The organism is Frigoribacterium sp. AC394, from assembly GCF_979258095.1.
This window is the reverse complement of the sequence record NZ_OZ409834.1, coordinates 3,018,738-3,041,919: the sequence shown is the minus strand read 5'-3', so window position 1 is coordinate 3,041,919 and position 23,182 is coordinate 3,018,738. Positions and strand designations below refer to the sequence as shown.

General features: G+C 71.9%; 21 protein-coding genes, 1 tRNA gene and 2 pseudogenes. 12 read left to right on the top strand and 12 right to left on the bottom strand.

Features of this window, described 5'->3' with window-relative positions; genetic code table 11:
• Positions 1–52 precede the first annotated feature (52 nt).
• The gene (locus ACZZY9_RS14190) at positions 53–1,231 is read left to right on the top strand and encodes an NAD(P)/FAD-dependent oxidoreductase (protein ID WP_463464560.1); all 1,179 of its coding nucleotides are present in this window, start codon (positions 53–55) and stop codon (positions 1,229–1,231) included.
• Between the two features lie 110 nt (positions 1,232–1,341).
• Here the strand turns inward: ACZZY9_RS14190 and ACZZY9_RS14185 are convergent, their stop codons facing one another.
• Complete coding sequence (locus ACZZY9_RS14185) at positions 1,342–2,217, bottom strand: SMP-30/gluconolactonase/LRE family protein (RefSeq protein WP_463464559.1); 876 nt, start codon at positions 2,215–2,217, stop codon at positions 1,342–1,344.
• Between ACZZY9_RS14185 and ACZZY9_RS14180 the strand changes: the two are divergent.
• The 4 genes and pseudogenes from ACZZY9_RS14180 to ACZZY9_RS14165 all read left to right on the top strand — a co-directional run.
• A pseudogene (locus ACZZY9_RS14180) lies at positions 2,102–2,788 on the top strand (trehalase-like domain-containing protein); the annotation flags it as partial. The gene ACZZY9_RS14185 and the pseudogene ACZZY9_RS14180 overlap by 116 nt on opposite strands.
• 49 nt (positions 2,789–2,837) lie before the next feature.
• On the top strand, positions 2,838–4,277 hold the full coding sequence (locus tag ACZZY9_RS14175; protein ID WP_463464689.1) for a glycoside hydrolase family 15 protein: 1,440 nt from the start codon (positions 2,838–2,840) through the stop codon (positions 4,275–4,277).
• Positions 4,274–6,672, top strand: a pseudogene (locus ACZZY9_RS14170) (phosphoketolase family protein). Before ACZZY9_RS14175 ends, ACZZY9_RS14170 begins: the two are co-directional and overlap by 4 nt.
• Before the next feature lie 41 nt (positions 6,673–6,713).
• Entirely contained in the window at positions 6,714–6,992 is a 279-nt protein-coding gene (locus ACZZY9_RS14165) for a DUF7218 family protein (protein WP_463464558.1), read from the top strand.
• Between the two features lie 9 nt (positions 6,993–7,001).
• On the opposite strand, the gene ku is transcribed toward ACZZY9_RS14165, so the two are convergent.
• Positions 7,002–7,949 carry a non-homologous end joining protein Ku gene (gene ku, locus ACZZY9_RS14160; RefSeq protein WP_463464557.1) on the bottom strand — a complete coding sequence of 316 codons (948 nt, stop codon included), beginning with the start codon at positions 7,947–7,949 and terminating at the stop codon, positions 7,002–7,004.
• Between the two features lie 92 nt (positions 7,950–8,041).
• Between ku and ACZZY9_RS14155 the strand changes: the two genes are divergently transcribed.
• From ACZZY9_RS14155 to ACZZY9_RS14145, 3 genes are all read left to right on the top strand, one after another.
• Positions 8,042–8,929 (top strand): SDR family oxidoreductase, encoded by an 888-nt coding sequence (locus ACZZY9_RS14155; RefSeq protein ID WP_463464556.1) that lies wholly within the window; start codon positions 8,042–8,044, stop codon positions 8,927–8,929.
• Between the two features lie 184 nt (positions 8,930–9,113).
• Positions 9,114–11,720: an ATP-dependent DNA ligase gene (locus ACZZY9_RS14150; RefSeq protein ID WP_463464555.1), complete on the top strand. Its 2,607-nt coding sequence runs from the start codon at positions 9,114–9,116 to the stop codon at positions 11,718–11,720.
• Positions 11,721–11,860: 140 nt separating this feature from the next.
• Entirely contained in the window at positions 11,861–13,285 is a 1,425-nt protein-coding gene (locus ACZZY9_RS14145; protein ID WP_463464554.1) for an MFS transporter, read from the top strand.
• Positions 13,286–13,357: 72 nt separating this feature from the next.
• Here ACZZY9_RS14145 and ACZZY9_RS14140 read toward each other — a convergent pair whose 3' ends face one another.
• On the bottom strand, positions 13,358–13,966 hold the full coding sequence (locus tag ACZZY9_RS14140) for a MerR family transcriptional regulator (RefSeq protein ID WP_463464553.1): 609 nt from the start codon (positions 13,964–13,966) through the stop codon (positions 13,358–13,360).
• A gap of 71 nt (positions 13,967–14,037) precedes the next feature.
• Here ACZZY9_RS14140 and ACZZY9_RS14135 point away from each other — a divergent pair, with 71 nt between their 5' ends.
• Both ACZZY9_RS14135 and ACZZY9_RS14130 read left to right on the top strand, forming a co-directional pair.
• Complete coding sequence (locus ACZZY9_RS14135; protein WP_463464552.1) at positions 14,038–14,553, top strand: DUF4188 domain-containing protein; 516 nt, start codon at positions 14,038–14,040, stop codon at positions 14,551–14,553.
• Positions 14,554–14,616: 63 nt separating this feature from the next.
• Positions 14,617–15,090 carry a 2'-5' RNA ligase family protein gene (locus ACZZY9_RS14130; protein ID WP_463464551.1) on the top strand — a complete coding sequence of 158 codons (474 nt, stop codon included), beginning with the start codon at positions 14,617–14,619 and terminating at the stop codon, positions 15,088–15,090.
• A 57-nt stretch (positions 15,091–15,147) separates the two neighbouring features.
• Here the strand turns inward: ACZZY9_RS14130 and ACZZY9_RS14125 are convergent, their stop codons facing one another.
• The gene (locus ACZZY9_RS14125; RefSeq protein ID WP_463464550.1) at positions 15,148–15,699 is read right to left on the bottom strand and encodes a gluconokinase; all 552 of its coding nucleotides are present in this window, start codon (positions 15,697–15,699) and stop codon (positions 15,148–15,150) included.
• 294 nt (positions 15,700–15,993) lie between these two features.
• Between ACZZY9_RS14125 and ACZZY9_RS14120 the strand changes: the two genes are divergently transcribed.
• Complete coding sequence (locus tag ACZZY9_RS14120) at positions 15,994–16,728, top strand: FadR/GntR family transcriptional regulator (RefSeq protein WP_192060039.1); 735 nt, start codon at positions 15,994–15,996, stop codon at positions 16,726–16,728.
• Positions 16,729–16,746: 18 nt separating this feature from the next.
• On the opposite strand, the gene ACZZY9_RS14115 is transcribed toward ACZZY9_RS14120, so the two are convergent.
• Positions 16,747–18,234, bottom strand: coding sequence for a fibronectin type III domain-containing protein (locus ACZZY9_RS14115; protein WP_463464549.1), 1,488 nt, complete (start codon positions 18,232–18,234; stop codon positions 16,747–16,749).
• Positions 18,235–18,411: 177 nt separating this feature from the next.
• Here ACZZY9_RS14115 and ACZZY9_RS14110 point away from each other — a divergent pair, with 177 nt between their 5' ends.
• A complete protein-coding gene (locus tag ACZZY9_RS14110) occupies positions 18,412–18,723 on the top strand; it encodes a hypothetical protein (RefSeq protein WP_463464548.1) in 312 nt (103 codons plus the stop codon).
• A 59-nt stretch (positions 18,724–18,782) separates the two neighbouring features.
• On the opposite strand, the gene ACZZY9_RS14105 is transcribed toward ACZZY9_RS14110, so the two are convergent.
• From ACZZY9_RS14105 to nadD, 7 genes are all read right to left on the bottom strand, one after another.
• Positions 18,783–19,268, bottom strand: a complete 486-nt coding sequence (locus tag ACZZY9_RS14105) for a MarR family winged helix-turn-helix transcriptional regulator (protein WP_463464547.1) — start codon at positions 19,266–19,268, stop codon at positions 18,783–18,785.
• Complete coding sequence (locus tag ACZZY9_RS14100) at positions 19,265–19,525, bottom strand: hypothetical protein (RefSeq protein ID WP_463464546.1); 261 nt, start codon at positions 19,523–19,525, stop codon at positions 19,265–19,267. The genes ACZZY9_RS14105 and ACZZY9_RS14100 overlap by 4 nt, the downstream gene beginning before the upstream one ends.
• Positions 19,526–19,629: 104 nt before the next feature.
• Positions 19,630–20,406 carry a YflT domain-containing protein gene (locus tag ACZZY9_RS14095; protein WP_463464545.1) on the bottom strand — a complete coding sequence of 259 codons (777 nt, stop codon included), beginning with the start codon at positions 20,404–20,406 and terminating at the stop codon, positions 19,630–19,632.
• Positions 20,407–20,541: 135 nt separating this feature from the next.
• Positions 20,542–20,617: transfer RNA gene (locus tag ACZZY9_RS14090), tRNA-Ala, on the bottom strand.
• Positions 20,618–20,836: 219 nt separating this feature from the next.
• Positions 20,837–21,217 carry a ribosome silencing factor gene (rsfS, locus tag ACZZY9_RS14085; protein WP_192060030.1) on the bottom strand — a complete coding sequence of 127 codons (381 nt, stop codon included), beginning with the start codon at positions 21,215–21,217 and terminating at the stop codon, positions 20,837–20,839.
• Between the two features lie 39 nt (positions 21,218–21,256).
• Complete coding sequence (locus ACZZY9_RS14080; protein ID WP_463464544.1) at positions 21,257–22,498, bottom strand: hypothetical protein; 1,242 nt, start codon at positions 22,496–22,498, stop codon at positions 21,257–21,259.
• Positions 22,495–23,127 carry a nicotinate-nucleotide adenylyltransferase gene (gene nadD / locus ACZZY9_RS14075; RefSeq protein WP_463464688.1) on the bottom strand — a complete coding sequence of 211 codons (633 nt, stop codon included), beginning with the start codon at positions 23,125–23,127 and terminating at the stop codon, positions 22,495–22,497. The genes ACZZY9_RS14080 and nadD overlap by 4 nt, the downstream gene beginning before the upstream one ends.
• Positions 23,128–23,182: the final 55 nt, after the last annotated feature.

Sequence of the window (23,182 nt, the reverse complement as noted above, 5' to 3'; positions counted from 1 at the left end):
CGCGACCCGCGCCTCCTGGGCGGTGCCGTCTCTCGTCCAGAGGATCGACACCATGAGCACGAGCTACGACCACGTCATCGTCGGCGGCGGAATGACCGCAGACGCCGCGGCGAAGGCCATCCACGAGACCACCCCCGAGGCGACGATCCTGATCGTCAGCGCCGACGTCGACGCCCCCTACACCCGACCAGCGCTGTCGAAGAAGCTCTGGATCGACCCCGACTACACCCCCGCCGACAACGACCTCGGCACCGTCGAGGAGTCGGGCGCCGAGCTGCGCCTGGGCACCATGGTCGAGTCGATCGACCGCGAGGCACGCACCGTCACGACGAGCGACGGCGACACGGTCGGCTACGGCCGTCTGCTGCTGGCCACCGGCGGCAGCCCGACCGCACTCGACCTGCCCGACGACGACCGGGTCGTGTACTTCCGCACCGCGGCCGACTACCGGAGGCTGCGCGAGCTCTCGGGCGACGGACGCCACGTCGCCGTGGTCGGCGGCAGCTACATCGGCACCGAGATCGCCGCCGCCCTCGCCCAGAACGACACGCGGGTCACCCTCGTGTTCCCCGACGACGTGCTCGGCGGGTCGATCTTCCCGGCTCCGATCGCGGCGACCTTCGAGAAGGCGTTCGAGGAGGCGCGGGTCGAGCTGGCCCGCGGCCGTCGCGTCGAGAGCGGCACGGCCGACGACGCCGGGGTGCACCTCGTGCTCGACGACGGGTCGACCCTCGACGCGGACGCCGTGGTGGTCGGACTGGGCATCTCGCCCGACGACTCGCTCGCGGCCGACGCCGGTCTCGACACCGACGACGGCGTCGTGGTCGACGAGAGGCTCCGGACCTCGGACCCGCATGTGTTCGCGGCCGGTGACGTCGCGGACTACCCCGACGCGATCCTCGGTCGGCGCCGTGTGGAGCACGTCGACAACGCGAAGTCGCAGGGCGCGGCGGTCGGCCGCATCATGGCCGGTTCGGACGAGGTCTACGACCACACGCCGTACTACTACTCGAAGGTGTTCGACATCTCGTACGAGGCCGTCGGCACCCTCGACGCCTCACTCGAGACGGTGCTCGACGACAAGGGCGAGGGGCGCGCCGTGGCGTACTACCTCGGTGAGGACGGCGTCGAGGGCGTGCTGCTCTGGAACGTCGAGGGCGCTCGGGACGCCGCCCGCGAGGTCGTGCGCGAGTGCACGCCCGGCGACGTCGAGCTGGCCGGCCGCATCTGACGGTCCCCCACCCGGGAGACGGGCGGCCCGGTCGACACGGGCCGTCCGTCTCCGGACGGGCCGTCCGCTCGGCCTGACGGCTCGTCCCCTCGGCCGGGTGGGCCGTCCGCTCAGCCGAACAGGAAGCTCTCGCGACCGCGGCGGTCGAGCTCGACGGTGAAGAGGCCGCCGCTCAGCGGAGCACGGGCCAGTTCGTCGTCGCTCATGTTCTCGCGGGCCGAGCCGACGAGGAGCGTCGACATGTCGGGACCGCCGATCGCGATGCCGGTCAGCTGCGGCGCCGGGAACTCGATGCGGTCGATGAGATCGCCGTCCTGGTCGAGGTGGACGACGACGCCCTCGCCGTAGATCGCGCCCCAGAACTCGCCCCGTTCGTCGCGCACGAGACCGTCGTGCATGCCGCCGCTCGTGAACGGCACGACCTCGGACAGGTCGCCCTCGGGGCCCCACTGGGCCTGGAAGATGGTCTTCACGCCGGTGTCGGTGAACCACATGGTGCGGCCGTCGTCGTTCCATTCGAGGCCATTGAAGGTCGTGAAGCCGCCGCGGAGGCGCGTCACGGCATCGTCGGGGCCGATCCGGTACATCAGGCCGTCGGGGACCTCGTCGGTGACGTCCATCGCACCGACGACGAAGGCGCCGAACGGGTCGCACTTGCCCTCGTTGAAGCGGATGCCGTCGTGCCGGTGCGGCAGGTGCGCGATCTCGTGCAGGTCGCCGCCCTCGTCGTCGGTCGTGACGATGCGGTCGCCGAGCGCCATGATCAGTCCGCCACCCCGGCGACGCTGGAAGCTCGCGAGGGGCGCGGGCAGCTGCGTCGTGCGGTCGCGCGTCCCGTCGGCGCTCGTGCGGTGCAGCACACCGGGCGTGATGTCGCACCAGATCCACTCCGCGGCGTCGGCGTCCCAGACGGGGCTCTCGACGAGCACCGCCTTCGCGTCGAGGAGGAGGCGGGGCTCGGTCGTCGTTCCGGTGGGGAGGGCCATCCCTCCGGTCTATCAGGCGACCGCCCACCGCGACGCCTTCTGTCCCCCACAGGGCCGCCCGATCGCCCCGCGGCTCACAGATGGCTGCGAGGTCGAGCACGAGGAGGCGCGCCGGGCCACCGTAGACGAGGTGACCGATCTCCTGGACAGACCCGACGACACCGCCGCCACCACCGACCCCGGAGCCGCGCGCGCCGCCGGCGAGTGGCACCGACCCGAGCCCCGAGAAGACGGTTACATCGCCCTGCGGTCGTACGGGGCGATCGGCGACGGCCGGACCGTCGCCCTCGTGGCCCGAGACGGGCAGATCGACTGGCTCCCGATGCCCGAGCTGAACTCCGACCCCGTGTTCTCGGGCATCGTCGACGCCGGGAAAGGCGGTCGCATCGAGCTGCGGCCGGTCGACGACGACTTCGAGGTGCAGCGCCGGTACGTCGCGAACACCAACGTCCTCGTGACGCGCTTCCGTACCTCCACGGGCGTCGTCGAGGTGACCGACGCCCTGGTCACCGGCATCGCGGGTCGACTCCCCTGGGCCGAGCTCGCCCGACGGATCGACGGGGTCGAGGGCTCGGTCGACATGCGCTGGGCCGTCGTGCCCGGCAACACGTTCGGCACGCATCCGATCCGACGGTTCGACACGCTGCACGGGCCCGTCCTGCGCGCGGCCGACATCAACATCGCCCTGGTCGGCTTCGGTCACGGCCGCATCGACTCGACCGAGCCGGGCGACGGCGAGACGCACGGGGGCCCGCACCGATTCTGGGGCGAGTTCACGACGGAGCCGGGGTCGCGCTCGCTCCTGTGCCTCTGCGGCGTCGAGGACGAACCCCTGCACCTGCCCGATCCGCACGTCGTCGACCGGGGGATCGACCGCACCGTCGCCAAACTGGCAGACCTGGTCCGACGAGTTCAACTGGGACGGCCCCTGGGCCGAGCAGGTCCAGCGCAGCGCCCTCGCCCTGAAGCTCCTCATCTACAGCCCCTCCGGCGCGATCGCGGCGGCGGCGACCGCCGCGCTGCCCGAGAACTTCACCGGCGACAAGAACTGGGACTACCGGTTCGCATGGGTGCGCGATCTCGCCTACACGGTGAACGCCCTCGTCCGCTTCGGCCTCCGCGAGGAGACCCAGGCGGCCGTGTCGTGGATGCTCTCGGCTCTCAAGGCCAACGGCCGCACGATGCACATCTTCCTCAACCTCGACGGCACCGTGCCCGACGGCACGCACGAGACCGGATCCGAGGGCTGGCGCGGCATCGGACCGGTCTACAAGGGCAACCCGGCCGGTGAGCAGCTGCAGCTCGGCACCTTCGCCGACATCCTGTCGATCATGAGCCAGTACGCCGACGACGGGAACATCCTCGACGTCTCGACCGGCGACCTCCTCGCGAGCTTCGCCGACGACGCCTGCCGTCGCTGGCAGGAGAAGGACTCGGGCATGTGGGAGCTGGGCGACGAGCAGCACTACGTCAGCAGCAAGATGGGCTGCTGGCAGGCGATCGACTCGGCGCTGCGGCTGACCGAGATCGGTCAGATGCACCCCGACCCGGACGACCTCGAGCACTGGAAGAAGAACCGCGACCTCATCGTCGAGTGGATCGACGAGCACGGCTGGTCGGAGGAGCTCGGGGCGTACGTGATGTACCCGGGCAGCGACAAGCTCGACGCCTCGGTGCTGCTGCACGCCCCCAGCGGCTTCGACCGCGGCGAGCGCATGTCGAGCACCATCGACGCCATCCGCCGCGAGCTCGGGGCGGGGCCGCTGGTGTTCCGCTACAGCGACGTCCACCAGGAGGAGGGCACCTTCGTGGCCTGCGCCTTCTGGATGGCGAGCGCCCTCGCCTGCGTCGGCCGGCAGGAGGAGGCGGTGGCCCTGATGGACGAGCTCGTCGACCAGACCAACGACCTCGGTCTCATGACCGAGATGATCAGCGCCGACGACGGCCAGTTCCTCGGCAACATGCCGCAGGGCCTCAGCCACCTCGCGCTGGTCAACGCCGCCATCACCATCCACGAGCTGAGCACCGACGCGACCGACGACCAGAAGGAGGCCGTATGAGCAGCCCCGCATCCGCCCCCGTCCCGACAGCCGCCGACGACGAGCTCGCTCTCGTCGACGCGTGGTGGCGGGCCGCCAACTACCTCACCGTGGGGCAGATCTACCTGATGGAGAACGCGCTGCTCACGCGGCCGATCGCGCGCGACGACATCAAGCCGCGCCTCCTCGGACACTGGGGCACGTCTCCGGCGCTGAGCTTCGTCTACGCGCACCTGAACCGCGTCATCCGCCGGGACGACCGCGATCTGCTGTACGTCTGCGGCCCGGGGCACGGCGGGCCGGCCATGGTGGCGAACACGTACCTCGAAGGCACGTACTCCGAGCTGTTCCCCGAGATCACACCCGATGCGAGGGGGCTGCAGAAGCTCTTCAAGCAGTTCTCGTTCCCGGGCGGCATCCCCTCGCACGCGGCACCCGAGACGCCCGGTTCGATCAACGAGGGCGGCGAGCTCGGCTACTCGCTGAGTCACGCGTACGGCGCCGTGCTCGACGACCCCGATCTCGTGGCCGTCTGCGTGATCGGCGACGGCGAGGCCGAGACGGGGCCGCTGGCGACCAGCTGGCACGCGAACAAGCTGCTCGACGCCCGTCACGACGGCGCCGTGCTGCCGATCCTGAACCTCAACGGCTACAAGATCGCCAACCCGACGGTGCTCTCGCGCATCCCCGAGAGCGAGCTGCTCGAGCTGATGCGCGGGTACGGTCACGACCCGATCGTCGTCGCGGGCGGCTTCGACGGCGAGGACCCGATGCGGGTGCACGAACGGATGGCGGCGGCCCTCGACCGGGCCTTCGCCCGCATCGACGAGCTGCAGCAGGAGGCGCGCACCGGCGACGGCGGCGAGCGCCCCCGCTGGCCGATGATCGTGCTCAAGACCCCGAAGGGCTGGACGGGGCCCGCGGTGGTCGACGGAGAGCGCATCGAGGGCACCTGGCGCGCCCACCAGGTGCCGCTCAGCGGAGTCCGCGAGAACGACGAGCACCGCGAGCAGCTCGACGCGTGGATGCGCTCGTACCGACCGGACGAGCCTTCGACGACGACGGGCGCCCCGCCGCCTGGCTCGGCGACCTCCGGCCCGAGGGCGAGAAGCGGATGAGCGCGATCCCGGCCTCGAACGGCGGACTCGTGCGTCGCGAGCTCACTCTGACCGACTACCGCCGGCACGCCGTCGAGACGTCGGACGACCGCCGGACGCAGGCCGAGGCCACGCGCGTGCTCGGCCGGTGGCTGACCGAGATCGTGCGCGACAACCCCTCGACCTTCCGGCTGTTCGGGCCCGACGAGACCGTGTCGAACCGACTCGACCCGGTGTTCGAGGTGACCGACCGGGTCTGGTCGGCCGACGTCTGGCCCGACGACGAGCACGTCGCGCGCAGCGGGCGGGTGATGGAGGTGCTGAGCGAGCACCTCCTGCAGGGTCTGATGGAGGGCTATCTGCTGACCGGGCGGCACGGGCTGCTGAACACCTACGAGGCGTTCGTGCACATCGTCGACTCGATGTTCAACCAGCACGCCAAGTGGCTCGAGAGCGCCGACGAGATCGACTGGCGCGCCCCCATCTCGTCGTTCACCTACCTGCTGTCGTCGCACGTCTGGCGACAGGATCACAACGGGTTCTCGCACCAGGACCCGGGGTTCCTCGACGTGGTCGTCAACAAGCAGGCGCACCTCGTGCGCATCTACCTGGCACCCGACGCCAACTCGCTGCTCGCCGTCGCCGACCACGCGTTCCGCACCACGGACACCGTCAACGTCATCGTGGCGGGCAAGCAGGAGTCGCCCGCATGGCTGTCGCTCGCCGAGGCGGAGGAGCACGTGCGCCGCGGCGTGGGCATCTGGGAGTGGGCCGGCACCGAGGGCACCCCCGTCGACGGCGTCGACCCCGACGTCGTGCTGGCCTGCGCCGGCGACGTGCCGACCCTCGAGACCGTCGCCGCCGCCGATCTGCTGCGTCAGGTGCTGCCGTCGCTGCGCACCCGGGTGGTCAACGTCGTCGACCTCATGCGTCTGCAGGACGTCCGCGAGCACTCGCACGGGTTGACGAGCGATGACTTCGACGCGCTCTTCACGACCTCGAAGCCGGTCGTCTTCGACTTCCACGGCTACCCGTCGCTCGTGCACCAGCTGACCTACCGGCGCACGAACCACGACGAGCTGCACGTGCGGGGTTTCCAGGAGAAGGGCACCACCACGACGCCGTTCGACATGGCCATGCTCAACGACATCGACCGCTACCGGCTGGTGCTCGACGTGCTGCACCGCGTGCCCGGTCTGGCCGACGAGCACCCCGAGCTGGTGGCCGACTTCGAGTCGCGCCGCGAGGCCGCCCGGGCGTACGCGTACGAGCACGGCGAGGACCACCCCGACGTCACCGGCTGGCAGTTCGGCGCCTGAGGCGTGCGACAAGCCGCCGCGCCGGGCGTACGGTCGGGCGCATGACGCCGAAGGACGAGACTCCCCCGCAGCTGAAGAACCCCGACATGTACGAGGCGCTCCGCGACGAGGGGGCGTCGAAGGAGAAGGCTGCGCGCATCTCGAACGCCGCCGCTCAGAAGGGGAACAGCGAGAAGAAGGTGGCCGCCAAGGGCGGGAGGTCCGGTTCGTACGACGACTGGACGGTGGAGGAGCTCAAGGGACGCGCGAAGGAACTCGGCGTGACCGGCTACTCCGACCTGAAGAAGGCCGACCTGATCGAGGCGCTCCGCGAACACTGACCCTCGCGGTCAGCCGGCCTTCTTCGGGGCCGTCTTCTTCTTCGCGGACTCCTTCTTCGCGGACTCCTTCTTCGCGGACTCCTTCTTCGCAGGCGACTTCTTCGCCGCGGGCTTCGACGTCGACGACGAGGCCGCCGACTTCTTCGCGGGCTTGCGTGCGCCTCCCGACCGGTTCTTCTCGACCGACTGGCGCAGCGCCTCCATCAGGTCGATGACCTCGCCGCCCTCGCCCTCGTCGTCCTCCGGCTTCTCGCCGAAGGTGGCGTCCGTGTCGAGCGACTCGCCCTCCTCCAGCTTCGCGTCGATCAGCTGGCGCAGCTCCTCCTGGTAGTCGTCGCTGAAGTCCGCCGGCTCGAAATCGTCGCTCAGCGAGTCGACGAGCGACGACGACATGTCGAGCTCCTTGTCGCTGATGCGGGTCTGCTTCTCGAGCGCCGGGAACCGCGCCTCCCGCACCTCGTCGTCCCAGAGCAGCGTCTGCAGCATCAGCACATCGCCGCGCACCCGCAGCGCGGCGAGGCGCGTCTTCTGCCGCAGCGAGAAGTGGACGATGGCCGTGCGGTCGGTCTCCTCGAGGGTCCGGCGCAGCAGCACGTAGGCCTTGGGCGAGGTGCCGTCCGGCTCGAGGAAGTAGCTGCGGTCGAGCATGATCGGGTCGAGCTGATCGCTGGGCACGAACTCGAGCACGTCGATCTCGCGCGACTTCTCCTCCGGCAGCGATTTCAGGTCGTCACCCGTGATCACCACGGTGCGGTCGCCGTCGTCGAACGCCTTGTCGATGTGCTCGTAGTCGACGACCCTGCCGCAGATCTCGCACTTCCGCTGGTACCGGATCCGGCCGCCGTCGGCGTCGTGCACCTGATGCAGCGAGACGTCGTGGTCCTCCGTGGCGCTGTACAGCTTGACGGGCACGTTCACGAGCCCGAACGTGATCGCGCCCTTCCAGATCGATCGCATGCCCGACATCTTTCTCCGCATGGCCTCCGAATGCCCGTCTGCGGGGTACACCCCCTGAGCGCAGGAGGCGCTGTGCGGGCACCGTGGACGGCATGAGCCAATACGACAAGAAGAACCCGGTCGACCTGTACCCCGCCCCGCCGTTCCCGAAGCAGGAGCAGTCGCTGCCGGGCGAGGCCTGGAAGATGGACCCGAAGCCCGACCACGGCGAGACCAGCTACGTCGGCAAGGAGCGCCTCACCGGCTTCCGCGGCGTCGTCACCGGCGCGGACTCGGGCATCGGTCGCGCCGCCGCGATCGCGCTCAGCCGCGAGGGCGCCGACCTCGTGCTCAGCTACCTGCCCAGCGAGCAGAAGGACGCCGAGGAGGTGCGCGACCTGCTCGAGGGCGAGGGGCGCCGCGCCGTGCTCGTGCCCGGCGACATCTCGGACGAGCAGTACTGCCGCGACCTCGTGCAGACCGCCGTCGACGAGCTCGGCGGGCTCGACACCCTCGTCATGGTCGCCGGCCGGATGAAGAGCAACGACGACATCCTCACGCTCACCACGGAGGACATCGACTCGACCATCAAGACCAACGTCTACTCGCTGTTCTGGCTGACCCAGGCGGCCATCCCCCACCTCGAGCCCGGTTCGTCGATCGTGACGACCGGCTCGGTGCAGGGCACGCAGCCGAGCCCCGACAAGATCGACTACGCGCTCACCAAGGGTGCGATCGGCGTCTTCACCGCCGGTCTCGCCCAGCAGCTGGCGCCCAAGGGCATCCGCGTCAACCAGGTCTCCCCCGGCCCGGTCTGGACACCCCTGCAGCCCGGCTCCGACGACGCCGAGACGGTGTCGGAGTTCGGCGGCCAGGCGCCGTTCGGCCGCCCCGGCCAGCCGGCCGAGCTCGCCGCCGCCTACGTGCACCTGGTCAGCCCCGAGTCGAGCTACACCTCGGGCGCGACCATCACGATCGCCGGAGCCATGCCGGCGGTCTGACACCGCGCCTCCTCGGCTCCGTCGTCCCACCACGGCCCGTCCTCCCGCTCGTGCGGGGTGGCGGGCCGCGGTCGATGGGGCGGGTCCGCGTCGTCGGCGGCGGATCGGCGCCGACCCGCCGCGGACGACACGGACCCGCCGCAGCCGGGTAGAACGAGAACCACACGACACGAGGAGGCGCGCGATGGCGGGCAAGGGACGCGGCGAGACGGTCGAGGTCGGCGGGCACCGGTTGCAGCTGACGAATCTCGACAAGGTGCTGTACCCCGACGCCGGCACGACCAAGGCCGACGTGCTCGGCTACTACGCCGCCGTCGCGGAGTGGATGCTGCCGCACGTCGAGGGTCGGCCGGCCACCCGAAAGCGCTGGGTGAACGGCGTCGACGGCGAGGTGTTCTTCGAGAAGAACCTGCCCGACTCCGCGCCCGACTGGGTCGCCCGGCACACCATCGAGCACAAGGACCACGCCAACGTCTACCCGATGGTGAACGACGTCGCGACGCTCACCTGGCTGGCGCAGGTCGCCGCGCTCGAGGTGCACGTGCCGCAATGGCGGTTCGGCCCGAAGGGGGCGCAGCGGAACCCCGACCGGCTGGTGCTCGACCTGGACCCGGGCGAAGGCGTCGGCCTCGCCGAGTGCGTCGGCGTGGCGAAGCTGCTTCGGCCCATCGTCGAGGGCATGGGACTCGAGCTGATGCCCGTGACGAGCGGCAGCAAGGGCGTGCACCTGTACGCGCGGCTCGACGGGAAGCAGACCAGCGCCCAGGTCGGCGAGGTCGCCCACGAGCTGGCCCGCGCGATGGAGGCCGACCACCCGGATCTCGTGCTCAGCACGATGGGCAGGGCCGACCGCCGGGGCAAGGTTCTGCTCGACTGGTCGCAGAACAACGGCAACAAGACGACGGTCGCTCCGTACTCGCTCCGTGGGCGGACGCGGCCGACCGTCGCGATGCCGCGCACCTGGCGCGAGCTCGCGTCGAAGTCGCTGGTGCAGCTCGAGTACACCGACGTGCTCTCGCGTCTGAAGCGGCGTGGCGACCCCCTGGCCGACGTGTCGGCGCACGTGCCGGTGCCGTCGGGCGAGCTGGGCGAGGACTTCCGCAACACCGAGGCCCCCGACCACGACCCGTCCGAGAAGGTGCGCGACCGCCTCGAGGTCTACCGCTCGAAGCGCGACGCGTCGAAGACCGCCGAGCCGGTGCCCGCCGAGGCCCCTGCCTCGACCGACGGCACGAGCTTCGTCATCCAGGAGCACCACGCCAGCTCGCTGCATTGGGACTTCCGCCTCGAGCACGACGGCGTGCTGGTCAGCTGGGCCCTGCCGAAGGGCGAGCCCGACGACCCGGGCACGAACCACCTCGCCGTCCAGACCGAGGACCACCCGCTCGAGTACGGCACCTTCGAGGGCACCATCGCGAAGGGCGAGTACGGCGCGGGCGAGGTCACGATCTGGGACTCGGGCGAGTACGAGCTCGAGAAGTGGCGCGACGGCGAGGAGGTCATCGTCGTGCTGCACGGCGAGCAGCGCGGCACCCGACGCGTCGCGCTGATCCACACGGGCCACGGCGGTGGGCGGGCCGAGTCGAACTGGCTGATCCACCGCATGAAGGACGACTCCGACGGCAGCGGCAAGAGCGGCGGCAAGAGCGGTGGCGGCGGCAGCAGCGCCAGCGGCAAGAACGGCAGCGGCGGCGGCTCGCGCGTCGGCAACTCCTCACGGGTGTCGCGTTCGCGCAGCGACTCCCCCGGGAAGTCGGGCCGCGCCTCCTCGGCTCGCGACGGGAAGCAGGAGTTACCCGCACCCGAACACGCACCCGGAACCGCAACCGCGCCCGACCCGGTCGCGCCGATGCTCGCGACGACGGGCGACGCGCACGACCTGGCCGATGGCGACTGGGCGTTCGAGATGAAGTGGGACGGCATCCGCGCCGTCGCGATCGTGCACGACGGAGCCGTCACGTTCACCAGCCGAAACGGCAACGACCTCACCCCCGCCTACCCCGAGCTGCAGGAGCTCGCCGAGCGGGTCGACAGCGAGGGAGGCGCGGTCCTCGACGGCGAGATCGTGGCAGTCGACGAGAAGGGTCGCCCCGACTTCGGCCTGCTGCAGCGCCGCATGGGGCTGAGCCGCCCGCGCGACATCGCCCGGGTCGCCGCAGACGCGCCCGTCCGGTACCTGCTCTTCGACGTGATGCGGGCCGAGGGCCGGTCGCTCGTGCGAGACCCGTACGACGATCGGCGCGAGGTGCTGACGCGCATCGTCGACTCGGGCGGCGCGATCGACGTGCCCCCGGCGTTCGACGGCGATCAGGAGGCGGCGGTCGCGACGTCGAAGCGGCTCCGACTCGAGGGGGTGGTCGCCAAGCGCCGCGACGCCGCGTACAGCGTCGGGCGGCGCTCGCGGGCCTGGATCAAGATGAAGCACCACCAGACGCAGGAGGTCGTGATCGCGGGGTGGCGGCCCGGTGCCGGGCGTCGGGCCGACGGAATCGGCTCGCTGCTGATGGGGGTCCCCGGCGACGAGGGGCTGATGTACGTCGGGCGCGTCGGCACCGGCTTCACCGACCGCGAGCTCGACGAGCTGCTGCCGTCGTTGCGCGCGGCGGAGCGCAAGACCAGCCCGCTGGTCGGCGTGCCGGCGGCCGACGCGCGCGACGCGCACTGGGTGACGCCGTCGCGGGTCGGCGAGGTGTCGATCGCCGAGTGGACCTCGACGGGGCGGCTGCGTCAGCCCGCGTGGCGCGGCTGGCGCCCGGACAAGTCGCCGGCTGACGTCGTCCGCGAGGGGTGAGGGCGGGCTGTCGGGCCACACCGCCACACCGCCACGAACTCGACATCCCGCCACCGAATGGCATGGCGGCCTGTTGAGTTCGTGGCGGCGTACGGGGACGGCGGGGTATCGCTCGGGGTCCTCCGGGTGTTGAGTGCAGCATGAGCACACCTCCCCCGGCCCCGAGCGACGCCGCCACCCTGCGCGGCCGGCGCGTCGTCCTCGTCGTGGCCGTGCTGGCGTCGTTCGTGGCGTTCCTCGACGGCTCGATCGTGACGGTGGCGCTGCCCGCCATCGCGCGAGAGCTCGCGGGCTCGGGCACCGGGGCGGCCGCCGGCGCCGACCTCGCCCTGCAGCAGTGGGTGGTCGACGCCTATCTGCTGGCCCTCGGCTCGCTGATGCTCGTGGCCGGCTCGCTCAGCGACACCTTCGGCCGCGTGCGGGTGCTGCGGGCCGGGCTGATCGCGTTCGCCGTCACGAGCGTGCTCGCCGCCCTCGCGCCCGACCCCGGTCTGCTGATCGCGGCGCGCGCTCTGCAGGGCGTGGCGGCGGCGCTGCTCGTGCCGAGCAGTCTCGCGCTGATCACGTCGACGTTCAGCGGCCCGGCGCAGGGCCGGGCCATCGGCAGCTGGACGGCCTGGACGGGCGTCGCGTTCCTGATCGGCCCGCTGACCGGCGGGGCCCTCGTCGACACGATCGGCTGGCGCTGGGTGTTCGCCGTCGTGGTGGTGCCCGTCGTCCTGACCCTGCTGCTGATGACGCGCCTCCCCGGCGATGCGCACCGCGGCTCGGTCGGTGCTCCCCCGCGCGTGGACGCCATCGGCGCCGTGCTCGCCGCGGTCGGTCTCGCCGGCCCGGTCTTCGCGCTGATCGAGGGGCAGCGGGTCGGCTTCGGCGCCTGGTTCGTCGTCGTGCCACTCGTCGTCGGCCTCGCCGCGCTGGTCGCCTTCGTCTGGTGGGAGCGCCGCGCCCCCGCCCCGATGATGCCGCTCTCGCTCTTCCGCACCCGCGCCTTCACGGTCGGCAACCTGGCCACCGTCGGCGTCTACTCCGCCCTGAACCTCGGCACGCTGACCATCCCGCTCGTCGTGCAGGAGCTCGCGGGGCTCTCGGCCACGCTCGCCGGGCTGGTGACGCTGCCCACCACGATCGTGTCGCTGCTGTTCTCGACCCTGTTCGGCACCCTCGCCGCCCGGCACGGCCCGCGCCTGTTCATGACCGTCGGGCCGCTGATCACGGCGGCGGGGTTCCTGTGGATGCTGCTCGTCCGCGAGCCGATCGACGTCTGGTGGCAGATCGTGCCGGGCGTCGTCCTGTTCGGATTCGGTCTCGCGGTGACGGTCGCGCCGCTCACCTCGACGGTGCTGTCGCAGATCCCGGCCGCGCAGTCGGGGATCGCCTCCGCCGTCAACAACGCGATCTCGCGGGTCTCGGGGCTGGTCGCGGTCGCGTTCCTGGGCGTCATCGCCGGAGGCGCGCTGACGGTCGACGGGTTCCATCGCGTCGTCGTCGTGGTCGCCCTGCTGCTCGGTGCGAGTGCGGTCGTCTCGTTCGTCGGTCTGCGGGGCGTGGCCCGCACCTCCTGAGGTCCCGCCCGGTCGACGGTCGAGCCGCCCGGTCGACGGACGAGCCGCCCGCATCCGGCAGGAGGCGCGGTGTCAGACCCCGAAGCGGCGCCAGGAGGCGTCCTGCTGGGCCAGGCGCCGGAGCGCGAGCAGCAGCGGCTCGACGAGCACCGTGCCGAGCACGACGTACTGCACGGCGGCGTCGACCGAGTCGACCGGGATGCCGGCGATCTCGGCCTCGGCGACCGTCGCCATGGCCTGCGCGTAGCCGTCCAGCCGTCCGTCAGGCAGATCGAAGCCGGCGGCCTCCAGCCCGGAGATCGCGACCTCGAGGGCCGCGAGGACGTCGTGCGAGCCGGGATCGATCGACCACCCCCAGCCGTCGACGAGGGCACGGGCGCGACCGACGTCGAGCCCGTCGGCGGCGGTCGGGGTCACCGCCCCCTGGGCGACTCCGAGCATCTCGGCGACCGAGTCGTGCTCGGTGTCCAGCTGCTCGAGCACGCTGCGCGCCGTCGCGACGCTGAGCCCGCCGACGCCCACGAGGGCCCGGACGAGCCGGATTCGGCGCACGTGGTCGTCGCCGTACTGCGCCTGGGTGGCGCTCGTGCGCTCGCCCTCGGGCAGCAGACCCTCGCGCAGGTAGTACTTGATCGTGGCGACCGGCACCCCGGTCGTCTCGGCCAGCTGGGAGATGCGCACGGTTCCTCTTGACATTGGATAGCAGGACTCTCCATTATTGGAGAGCCGCACTATCCATCTAAGGAGAGACCATGACGAGAGTCAAGCCGAAGCCGAACCGCACGACGCACGAGCACGACGGCGAGCTCGTGGTGTTCCTGATCGGCATGACCGTCAACCGCTGGTGGCGACCCGACCAGTGGCTGCCCGTCTTCGGCGCCATGACGCCGATGCTCACGGAGCTCATGCGCGACCCCGACAGCGGTCTCGCCGGCTTCCGCGTCACGATCGGCCGCGGCGGGCCGGTGCTCGTCCAGTACTGGACGTCGCTCGAGAAGCTGTACGCCTACGCGAGCTCGCCCGACCAGGCGCACCGCCCGGCCTGGACGGCCTTCAACCGCCGGGCCCGCTCGGCCCCGGGCGCCGTCGGCATCTGGCACGAGACGTTCGTCGTCGACCGCGCCGAGAGCATGTACGTCGACATCCCCGCGTCGGGTCTCGCGCAGGCGACCCGCTCGGTCCCTGTGGGTCCGCGCAGCGAGACGGCCCGCGCCCGCGCGGCGAGCGGTCGCACGCCGGGGTCGACGGGCCCGGCCCGCGCCTCCTGACGTGTCCCCCGACGGGGCAGTCGTCGGCGGTCCGCGCAGGGGCCCGCGCGTAGCGTGACGGACGTGCCGCACTACGCCATCATCGCCCCGATCGACGCCCTCGTCGTCGGAGACCGTCACACCGTCGGGCGCCTGCCGCTGCACGCCACCGTCGTGCCGCCGTTCACCGCCCTGTCGGGGCGCCGCGCGGTCGAGGACGCCGTCGCGGGCGTCGCCGCGGGCACCCAGCCCATCCCCACGGCGATCGGCGCCACGGCCCGGTTCGGGCGCGACCGCGACATGCCCGTCGCCCTGGTCGAGCCCGAGCTGCTGACCGCGCTGCACACCAGCCTGCTCGCCGCGCTCGAGTCGGTCGGCTGGGCCGCGGACGATCCCGACCGGAACGGCGCGGGGTATCGACCGCACGTCACGGCGACCCGGCAGGCGGCGCTGTCGGTCGGCGCCGTGCTCATCCTCGACCACCTCGCGATCATCGACCTCGACCGCGACCAGGCCACGGTCGTCTCGGTGGCGGCCCTGGCCGGCGCACCCGCCTGACCCTGCCGGGGCCGCCGATGCGCCGGGCCCCCGTGAGGCCGGGCGCCTCGGCCCCGCTCAGGCGCGCGTCAGACCCAGCAGCCGGATGACGTCGTCGACCTCTTCGGCCGGTGCGCGCCCCGCGTCGACGACCACGTGCCGCTCGTCGGCCTGCGGCGGCTCGAGCGTGGCGACCTGCGAGTCGAGCAGAGCGCTCGGCATGAAGTGCCCCTCGCGCGACGCCATGCGGTCGCCGAGCATCTCGCGGGTGCCCCGGAGGTAGACGAAGACGACGTTGTTCTCGCGCAGCACGTCGCGGTACTTGCGCTTCAGCGCCGAGCAGGTGATGACGCCCGGCACGCCCGCCATGGCGTGCTCGATGATCCACGACGACACCGTGTCGAGCCAGGGGGCCCGATCGTCGTCGTCGAGGGGCGTGCCCGCGGCCATCTTGGCGACGTTCTCGTCGGGGTGCAGGTCGTCGCCCTCGTAGAAGTCCCAGCCGAGCTGCTCGGCGAGCATCGCGGCGAGGGTCGACTTGCCCGAGCCGGAGACGCCCATCACGACCAGCACGGGATCGGTGGCGTACGGCCCCGAGGAGGCGCGACCCGCGTTCTCGACGACGGCCATCAGACGATCCCGCCTGCCGACACGGGCGTCTCGCTGCTCGGAGTGGTGGGAGCGGCGGGTGCCGCAGCGCTGGGGGTCATGCTGTCGCGTCCTTTCGAGGACGCGTCGTCGCGACCTCGTCGTCAGGGGGATGGTGCGGGTTCGAACGGGCGGCGCCTCGCGCCGGCCACCCGTCGATCTGGCAGTCTTGAGGCGCGAGTCGATCTGATCGATGCTGATAAATCAGATTTATGGAGTCTGCCACAGGGCGACCCACCCGGCAAGGCGCCCTCGCCCCGATCCCAGGAGCTGACGATGACGCCCGGACTCCAGTCATCCCGTGAGCGCGGTCTGCACGCTCAGGTGGTCGACGTCCTCGGTCAGGAGATCGTCGACGGTCGACTCGGCCCGGGGTCCATCGTGAACCTCGACGAGCTCGCCGTCCGATTCTCGGTCTCCCGCTCTGTGCTGCGCGAGTCGCTCCGGGTGCTGCAGTCGCTCGGCATGGTCGAGCCACGCCAGCGGGTCGGCACCCAGGTGCTCCCCCGCGCCTCGTGGGATCTGATGAGCCCCCAGATCATCGTCTGGCGCGGCCGCGGGCCCGAGTACCACACGCAGATGCGCGAGCTGCTCGAGCTGCGACTCGGCCTCGAGCCCGTGGCCGCCCGCCTCAGCGCGGGACGGCTCGACCCCCTGCAGGCGGCGCTCGTCCGCCAGGCGGCCAGCGCCATGGTCGAGGCCGGCGTCGAGGGCGACGGGCGGAAGTACCTCGAGGCCGACATCGCCTTCCATTCGGCGATCCTGCACGGCTCGGGCAACGCCGTCATCGGCCACTTCGCCACGACGGTCGAAGCGCTGCTGCGCACCCGCACCGAGGAGCGACGCTTCACCATCACCGAGTACACCCCCGCCAGCGCGGCGCGGCACCACGCCCTGGCGGACGCCCTCGCCGACGGCGACGCCGACGGGGCCTTCGCCGCCGCGCAGGCGCTGATCACGGCCACCGTGGCCGAGTTCGACGACGAGCGCGAAGCAGCCCCTGGGCTCTGAGACGACGCGCCGGAGGGGTCAGTCGATCACCTGGACGTCGGTGAAGGCGCCCTCCTCGACCAGCTGCGCCGCGCCTCCTGCGGGGGCGATGCTCCAGAGCCCGGGGGTGGCACCGCTGGCGAGCCCGACGAAGAGGACCCCGTCGGCGTCGGCCGCGATGCTGCCGGGTCGCGTCTGGCTCTGCAGAGCGAGACCCGTGGCGGGCACCACCGTGCGGACGCCGCTCGACGAGGTGACGGCGATGTCCTTCGTGGCGAGGTCGGCCGTGCACGGCGGGCGGTTCGCACCCTGCGGCAGGCAGAACGTCGTCGCCTGCAGCGAGTAGAACGAGCCGTTCAGTCCGTACCCGCCCGCGGCGTAGATGGTGCGGTCGGTGAGTGACGGGCTGCCGCCCGAGGTGCCCGAGCCGTCATCCGTCGACCAGAACTGGAGACCCACGGCGCCGCCGCTGTTGGCCTCGAAGTAGTTCGTGCGACCGGCGCCGGCGACGAGGTCGGCGAGACGGGTGGTGCCCTGCGAGAAGATGCTCTCGACCGGGGCGCCGCCGCCGGCCGGGTAGGTGCGCAGCACGCTGGTGTACAGCACGACGACGTCGCCGTCCGCCCGCACCGTCAGCTGCAGGGGCGCCGAGGGGAACGACGCGGCGACCGTGCGACGGGTGCCGTCGACGCCGAACTCGACGAGCGAACCCGAGGCGGTCAGCAGGTACGCGACGCCCTTCGGCGACACATGCAGCTCGTCGGCGCCCGCCAGCCCGGTGGCCAGGGCGACCGGGGCCGCCTGCGTGGCGGGGTACCGGACGAGCGTGCCGGCCGCCGAGTCGAGAACCGTGACGTCGCCGTTCGCGGCCACGTCGTAGCCGCCGGGTGCGGCCGGCGCCGCGGCGACGTCGACGGGCGCCGAGTCGACGGTCGGGAACGCCACGATGCGTCCGTTCGTCACGGCGAAGACGGCGGTCCCCTCGTCCACGGGGGTGACGGGCGCGGTCGCGGGCGTGAACGACACCGCGGCGGCGACGCTCGAGACCGACGCGTTCCGCGCCTTGACCTCGAGACGCGCGTGACTGCCGGGGGTCAGCCCGGTGATGCGAGCGGTCCGCACCGTCGGGCCGACCCGGATCGTCCGCCCGACGGCATGCCCGCCGACCGAGACGAGGGTGACCGAGTAGCCCGCGAGGGCCGGCGAGCCGGTCGACGCCGGGGCCTTCCACCCCACGTCGACGGAGGTCGCCCCGACCGCGGTGGCCGTGACCGACCGCGGGGCGGAGGGGGCCCTGACGACGGCTTTCTTCTTCGGGGAGGTCGCGGTCTTCGGGCCGGTCGCGGTCTTCGGGCCGGCCGCGGTCTTCGGGCCGGTCGCGGTCTTCGGGCCGGTCGAGCCCTTCGTGCTGCTGGTGCTGCTGGTGCTGCTCGTGCTGCTCGTGCCCGAGGGGGCTGCGACGGCCGGGGCCGCCACCCCCACAGACAGGAGCGCAGCGACGGCGACGATGCCGGCGAGTCGGTTCATGGGGGTGTTCTCCTGACGGGTGGCGGGTTCGGGTTCCGCCAGAGGTGACGATATCGCCCGCGGAGCCGGTCCCCCAAGGAGGGGACCGGGTGACTCGCACCCACCCGCGGATGACTGTCGGCCCGCACGACACGTCCCGTTCACCCCGCGGACGCCTCGGCAGGGCACCATGCCCGCATGATCGCGATGAGCGCCCGTGTGACGCCGACCACCGGCAGCGACTCCGTGCGCCTGCTCGAGCGCAGCCTGCGCAGCCACTACGAGAGCCTCCCGATCGCCGCGCACCAGTACCTCGTGCGCTTCTCCGACGGCCCCGTGCTCGTGACCGACGAGCACGGCTCGCTGCGGCTCGACGTCGTCGTGGCCGACGAGCGATCGGCCCGTCACTTCGAGGACTCCCTCCGTTCCGAGCTCGCCATCCGCACGCTCGACGACTCGCTCGCCGTCAGCTGGTCCCGCGACGCGCACGCGCCGCTGCCCCTCCGCTGAGCCCGTCGCCTAGGCATACCCGGAGGCGCCGACAGAGCACCCCGCCGAGGAGGCGCGGGTCAGCCCCCCGCCGCGGCGATCAGCTTCGACATGGTCCGGTGCAGCACCACCAGCTCGTCGCGCTCGACCCCGAGGCGCTCCATCATCCGCGCCGGGATCGACTCGGCCTCGGCCCGGAGGGCCGCACCGGCCGGGGTGAGTGCGATGGCGAGCGTGCGCTCGTCCGTCGACCCGCGCCTCCTCGTCACGAGCCCCTGCGCCTCGAGCCGCTTCACCAGAGGCGAGAGCGTGCCGGGGTCGAGACGCAGCGCCGTCGCCAGGTCTTTGAGGGCGAGCGCGGGGCCCTGCCAGAGGGCCAGCATCACGAGGTACTGGGGGTGCGTCAGCCCGAGCGGCTCGAGCACCGGGCGGTAGGCGGCGACGACGCTGCGGGAGGCCACGGAGAGCGCGAAGCAGATCTGACTCTCGAGGGCGAGCGGGTCGACCTGCGGACGATCGACCGCGGGCGGGTCGGTCTGCACCGCCTGGCTGTCGGACGTGGTCACTGCTCGGCCTGCGGTGCCGGGCAGTGCAGCATCGTCCGCACACCCGAGCGGTCGACGACGTGCTCGTCCATCGGGTGGCCGCAGAGCGGGCAGGCTCCCCCGTGGACGGGCGGCACGAGGGGCGCCTCGTTCTTGAGCCCGAGCTGCGCCCCGCCGATGTACGGGCGCAGGCGCCGGTTGAGCCCCTCGATCAGGTCGCCGAAGCGGCTGCCGTGCTCGTAGCTGCGGGGTTCGCGGTCATCTCGTCTTGGGCTCACGATCAGTTAGCATACCAACGTTTGGTGCCCCAATCATGTCGGGGACGCATGAACGGCCCGCCGCACGGATGCGACGGGCCGCTCTCGATAGCCGACGGGGCGGACTACGGCGTCATGCCCCGCCCTTGGGACAGCAGCTGGTGCGCCTGCGTCGCGAGTTCGCCGCGCACGAGGACCTCGTAGCTGCCGGCCTCCATGGTCTTGGTCGACGCGAAGTCGCGACGCCCCCGCAGGGCCGCATGTCCGACGAAGCCCCAGAGGGCCCCCCAGAGCGCGCCGCCGCCCACGGCGATCAGCAGGATGCCGATGAAGGCGACGTTCGTGGCGAAGAGACCGAAGAGGAGACCGAGGAAGAGCCCGAACCAGGCTCCTCCCCCGGCCCCGCGTGCGGCGGCCCCGCCCTTGGTGAGACGACCGGAGACGTTCTCGACGGTCCGGATGTCGTGACCCACGATGGAGACGCTCTCGACCGGGAACCCCTGGTCCGAGAGCAGGTCGACCGCGGACTGCGCGTCCTCGTAGCGGGAGAACGTCGCGAGCGTCTGCGGGTGACCGGCGCCGGCGAACGCCCCGGTGCCGCGCGGACCGGGCGTGCCCTCGGTGGTCGTCGGTCGCCCGGCGACGGGAGGGACGGCGGGGCCCGCGGGGGCTGATGAACCGGGCGCCTGGGCCTGACCGGGCTGCGGCGTCGTCGGAGTCTGCCCGGGCTGCGGCTCGGAACCGGCCGCGGGCGTCGGCGCGTACTCGCCGTAGGCCGGTCGCGGGCGGGAGTCGGGGGCGGGCGCGGTCGCCTCGGGCCGCGCCTGGGGGTCCGGCTCGTGGGAGGCGGGGGTGGCGTGCGGTTCGGGTGTGCTGCCGGTGCCGGGCTGGTCGGTGCTCATGCATCAGTTCTACCGTCGCGCCCGGAGGCGTGGAGCGAATACGCAGAGCGCTCCCAGAAAGAGATCGGTGGCGACGCCCGGCCACCGTGTGGTGAAACGACGAAAGGCATCCGCTCAGCGGATGCCTTTCAGTGATGGTGGATCTGAGGGGACTCGAACCCCTGACCCCCTGCATGCCATGCAGGTGCGCTACCAGCTGCGCCACAGACCCATGTTCAGTTGTCTTGCTCTTCGTGCCCCTTGCGAAGCAACTCGTCAACCCTACTACAGAAATCGAGTGGTGCTGAACACGGCCCCTCTCGACCACCGCCCCGCGCCTCCTCGGCCCGCTCGGCCCGTCGCGGATTAGGCCCGCGACATGCGAGAGGTGAACGACACGCCGCGATGCGGTGTCTCGTTCACCTCGCGGTGTCCGACGGGACGGGGCGGGTCACGCCTCGTTCTGAGCGGGCTCGGGCAGCTCGATCGGGATCGTGGGGCAGTCGCTCCACAGACGCTCGAGCGAGTAGTACTGACGGTCTTCGTCGTGGAACACGTGCGCGACGATGTCGCCGAAGTCGAGGAGGATCCACCGGCCCTCGGCACGACCCTCGCGACGGAGCGTCTTGACGCCGGCCTCGAGCATCTTGTCTTCGATCTCGCCGGCGATCGCGACGACGTTGCGCTCGCTTCGACCGGAGGCCAGCAGGAAGATGTCGGTCAGGGGCAGCGGCTCGGAGACGTCGAGCGCGACGAGGTCGTCGGCCTGCTTGTCGTCGGCGGCGCGGGCCGCGATCTGCAGGAGCTCGATGGCGCGAGGAGTGGCTGTCACGGATGCCTTACGTGTCGGTGGTGCAGAGGATGACGAGGGTCACTGACCCAGGATGCCCGTCACGAAACCCGCGACGACCACACCGATGATACCTGCTCCGATGATGCCCCCGCCGATGCCGAGGAACAACGGCAGTCGACTCGACTTCGGCTGCGACGCCGCGAGCACGACGGCCCGGGTCGAGGTGTGGGTGCTGATGGCCCGGCTGGCCCGCACGGGCACGGCGTCGGTCTCGGCGTTCTCGGCGTCGCCCTGCTCGAGGAGGCGGTCGATGTCGGCGTTGTCGACGCGGGCCTGCGACCCCGTCGCGCCGAGGCTCCGCGGCAGGTCGATCGACCCGGTGATGATGATCTCGCCGGTGGCGTTCAGCGCCCCGGTGACGTCGGCGATCTGCTGATCGGTGAGGATCAGCGCGTTCGTCTGCCCGGTGTGCGTGCCGAGCGCGCGACCGGGAGCCGTCTCGTCGTCGGGCGCCGCACTCTGACTCGTCCAGTGACCGACGGGCGGCACGAGGCCGTTCGACTCGGGCGCCGACGCGGGGACGGTCGGGACGATGGGGCGCACGGCGGCGGGAGCCGCCGGCGCGGAGTCATCCCGCCGGTCGAACGACGCGGGACGCAATGCGGGGGTCTGCCCCGAGGAGGGGCGGGTCGAGTCGTCGGCATCGCCGTCGGTCGCCGCGTCGACGGGCCCCGACGGGTTCTGACCGGCGGGCGTGGGAAGCGGGGACGAGTCGGCGGCGGAGGTGTCGTGCTCGCCGCCGACGCCCGATGCGCCACCCGGCGCGATGAACTCGTCGACGGTGCTGAGCGCCTCGGACAGCGGCCGGCGCGGCTCGGGGCCGGGAGCCTGGAGCGGCACGGGCTCGGCGGGCCGGCCCGACTGCGACTCGCGGAGCGCCCGCAGCTCGCGGCGCGTGAGGCCGCGCTCGGGCGACGAGACGGAGCCGGGGGCCGGGACGGAGGCCGGCGCCTGGTCGGCTGACGACACGGGGTCGGGGGCCGACGCCGGCGCGACCACGGACTCGTGAGCCGAATCAGGGTTGGCCGAGCTGGGAGCCGACGCGGGCTCAGGAGCCGATGCGGGTGCCGCCGGACTCGGAGCCGACGAGGGCTCGGGAGCCGAGGCGGGCGTCGGGGTCGACGCCGGAGCGGCGGTCGGAGACGACGACGGGGCGACGACGGGGACGGCGCCGGTGATCGCCCGGCCCGCCTCGCGCGCACGCTCGAGGTCTCGAACCTGCCGTCGGGTGAGAGGCGGCTGGCCGTCGGACGAACTCATGCAACGCTCCGATACAGGTGGTGCTTGGAGATGTACTGGACGACCCCGTCGGGGACCAGGTACCAGACCGGGGAGTCTCGGGCGACCCGAGCGCGGCAGTCGGTCGACGAGATGGCCAGCGCGGGGACTTCGAGCAAGCTTACGTCGCTCTCGGGCAATCCGGAAACGGTGAGGTCGTGACCCGGCCGGGAGACCGCGACGAAGTGCGCGAGGTCCCAGAGCTCCTGGACGTCCTTCCAGTCGAGGATCTGCGCCACGGCGTCGGCGCCCGTGATGAAGAAGAGCTGCGCGTCGGGTCGCTGGGCCCGGACGTCGCGCAGTGTGTCGATCGTGTAGGTGGGACCGTGTCGATCGATGTCGAGTCGACTGACCGTGAACATGGGGTTCGACGCGGTCGCGATCACCGTCATGAGGTACCGGTGCTCGCCGTCCGTGACACCCGTCTTCATGTAGGGCTGACCCGTGGGGACGAACAGCACCTCGTCGAGGTCGAACGACGACGCCACCTCGCTGGCGGCGACGAGGTGGCCGTGGTGGATGGGGTCGAACGTGCCACCCATGATGCCGACGCGGGGTCGACGGACCGACTCGGCCGCGGCTCCAGCCGACGACTCGTCACCGGTCGACATCGCGCCCGACGACGACATCGGGCTGTCCGCCGCGACCATGGTGTCCGTCTCTCGC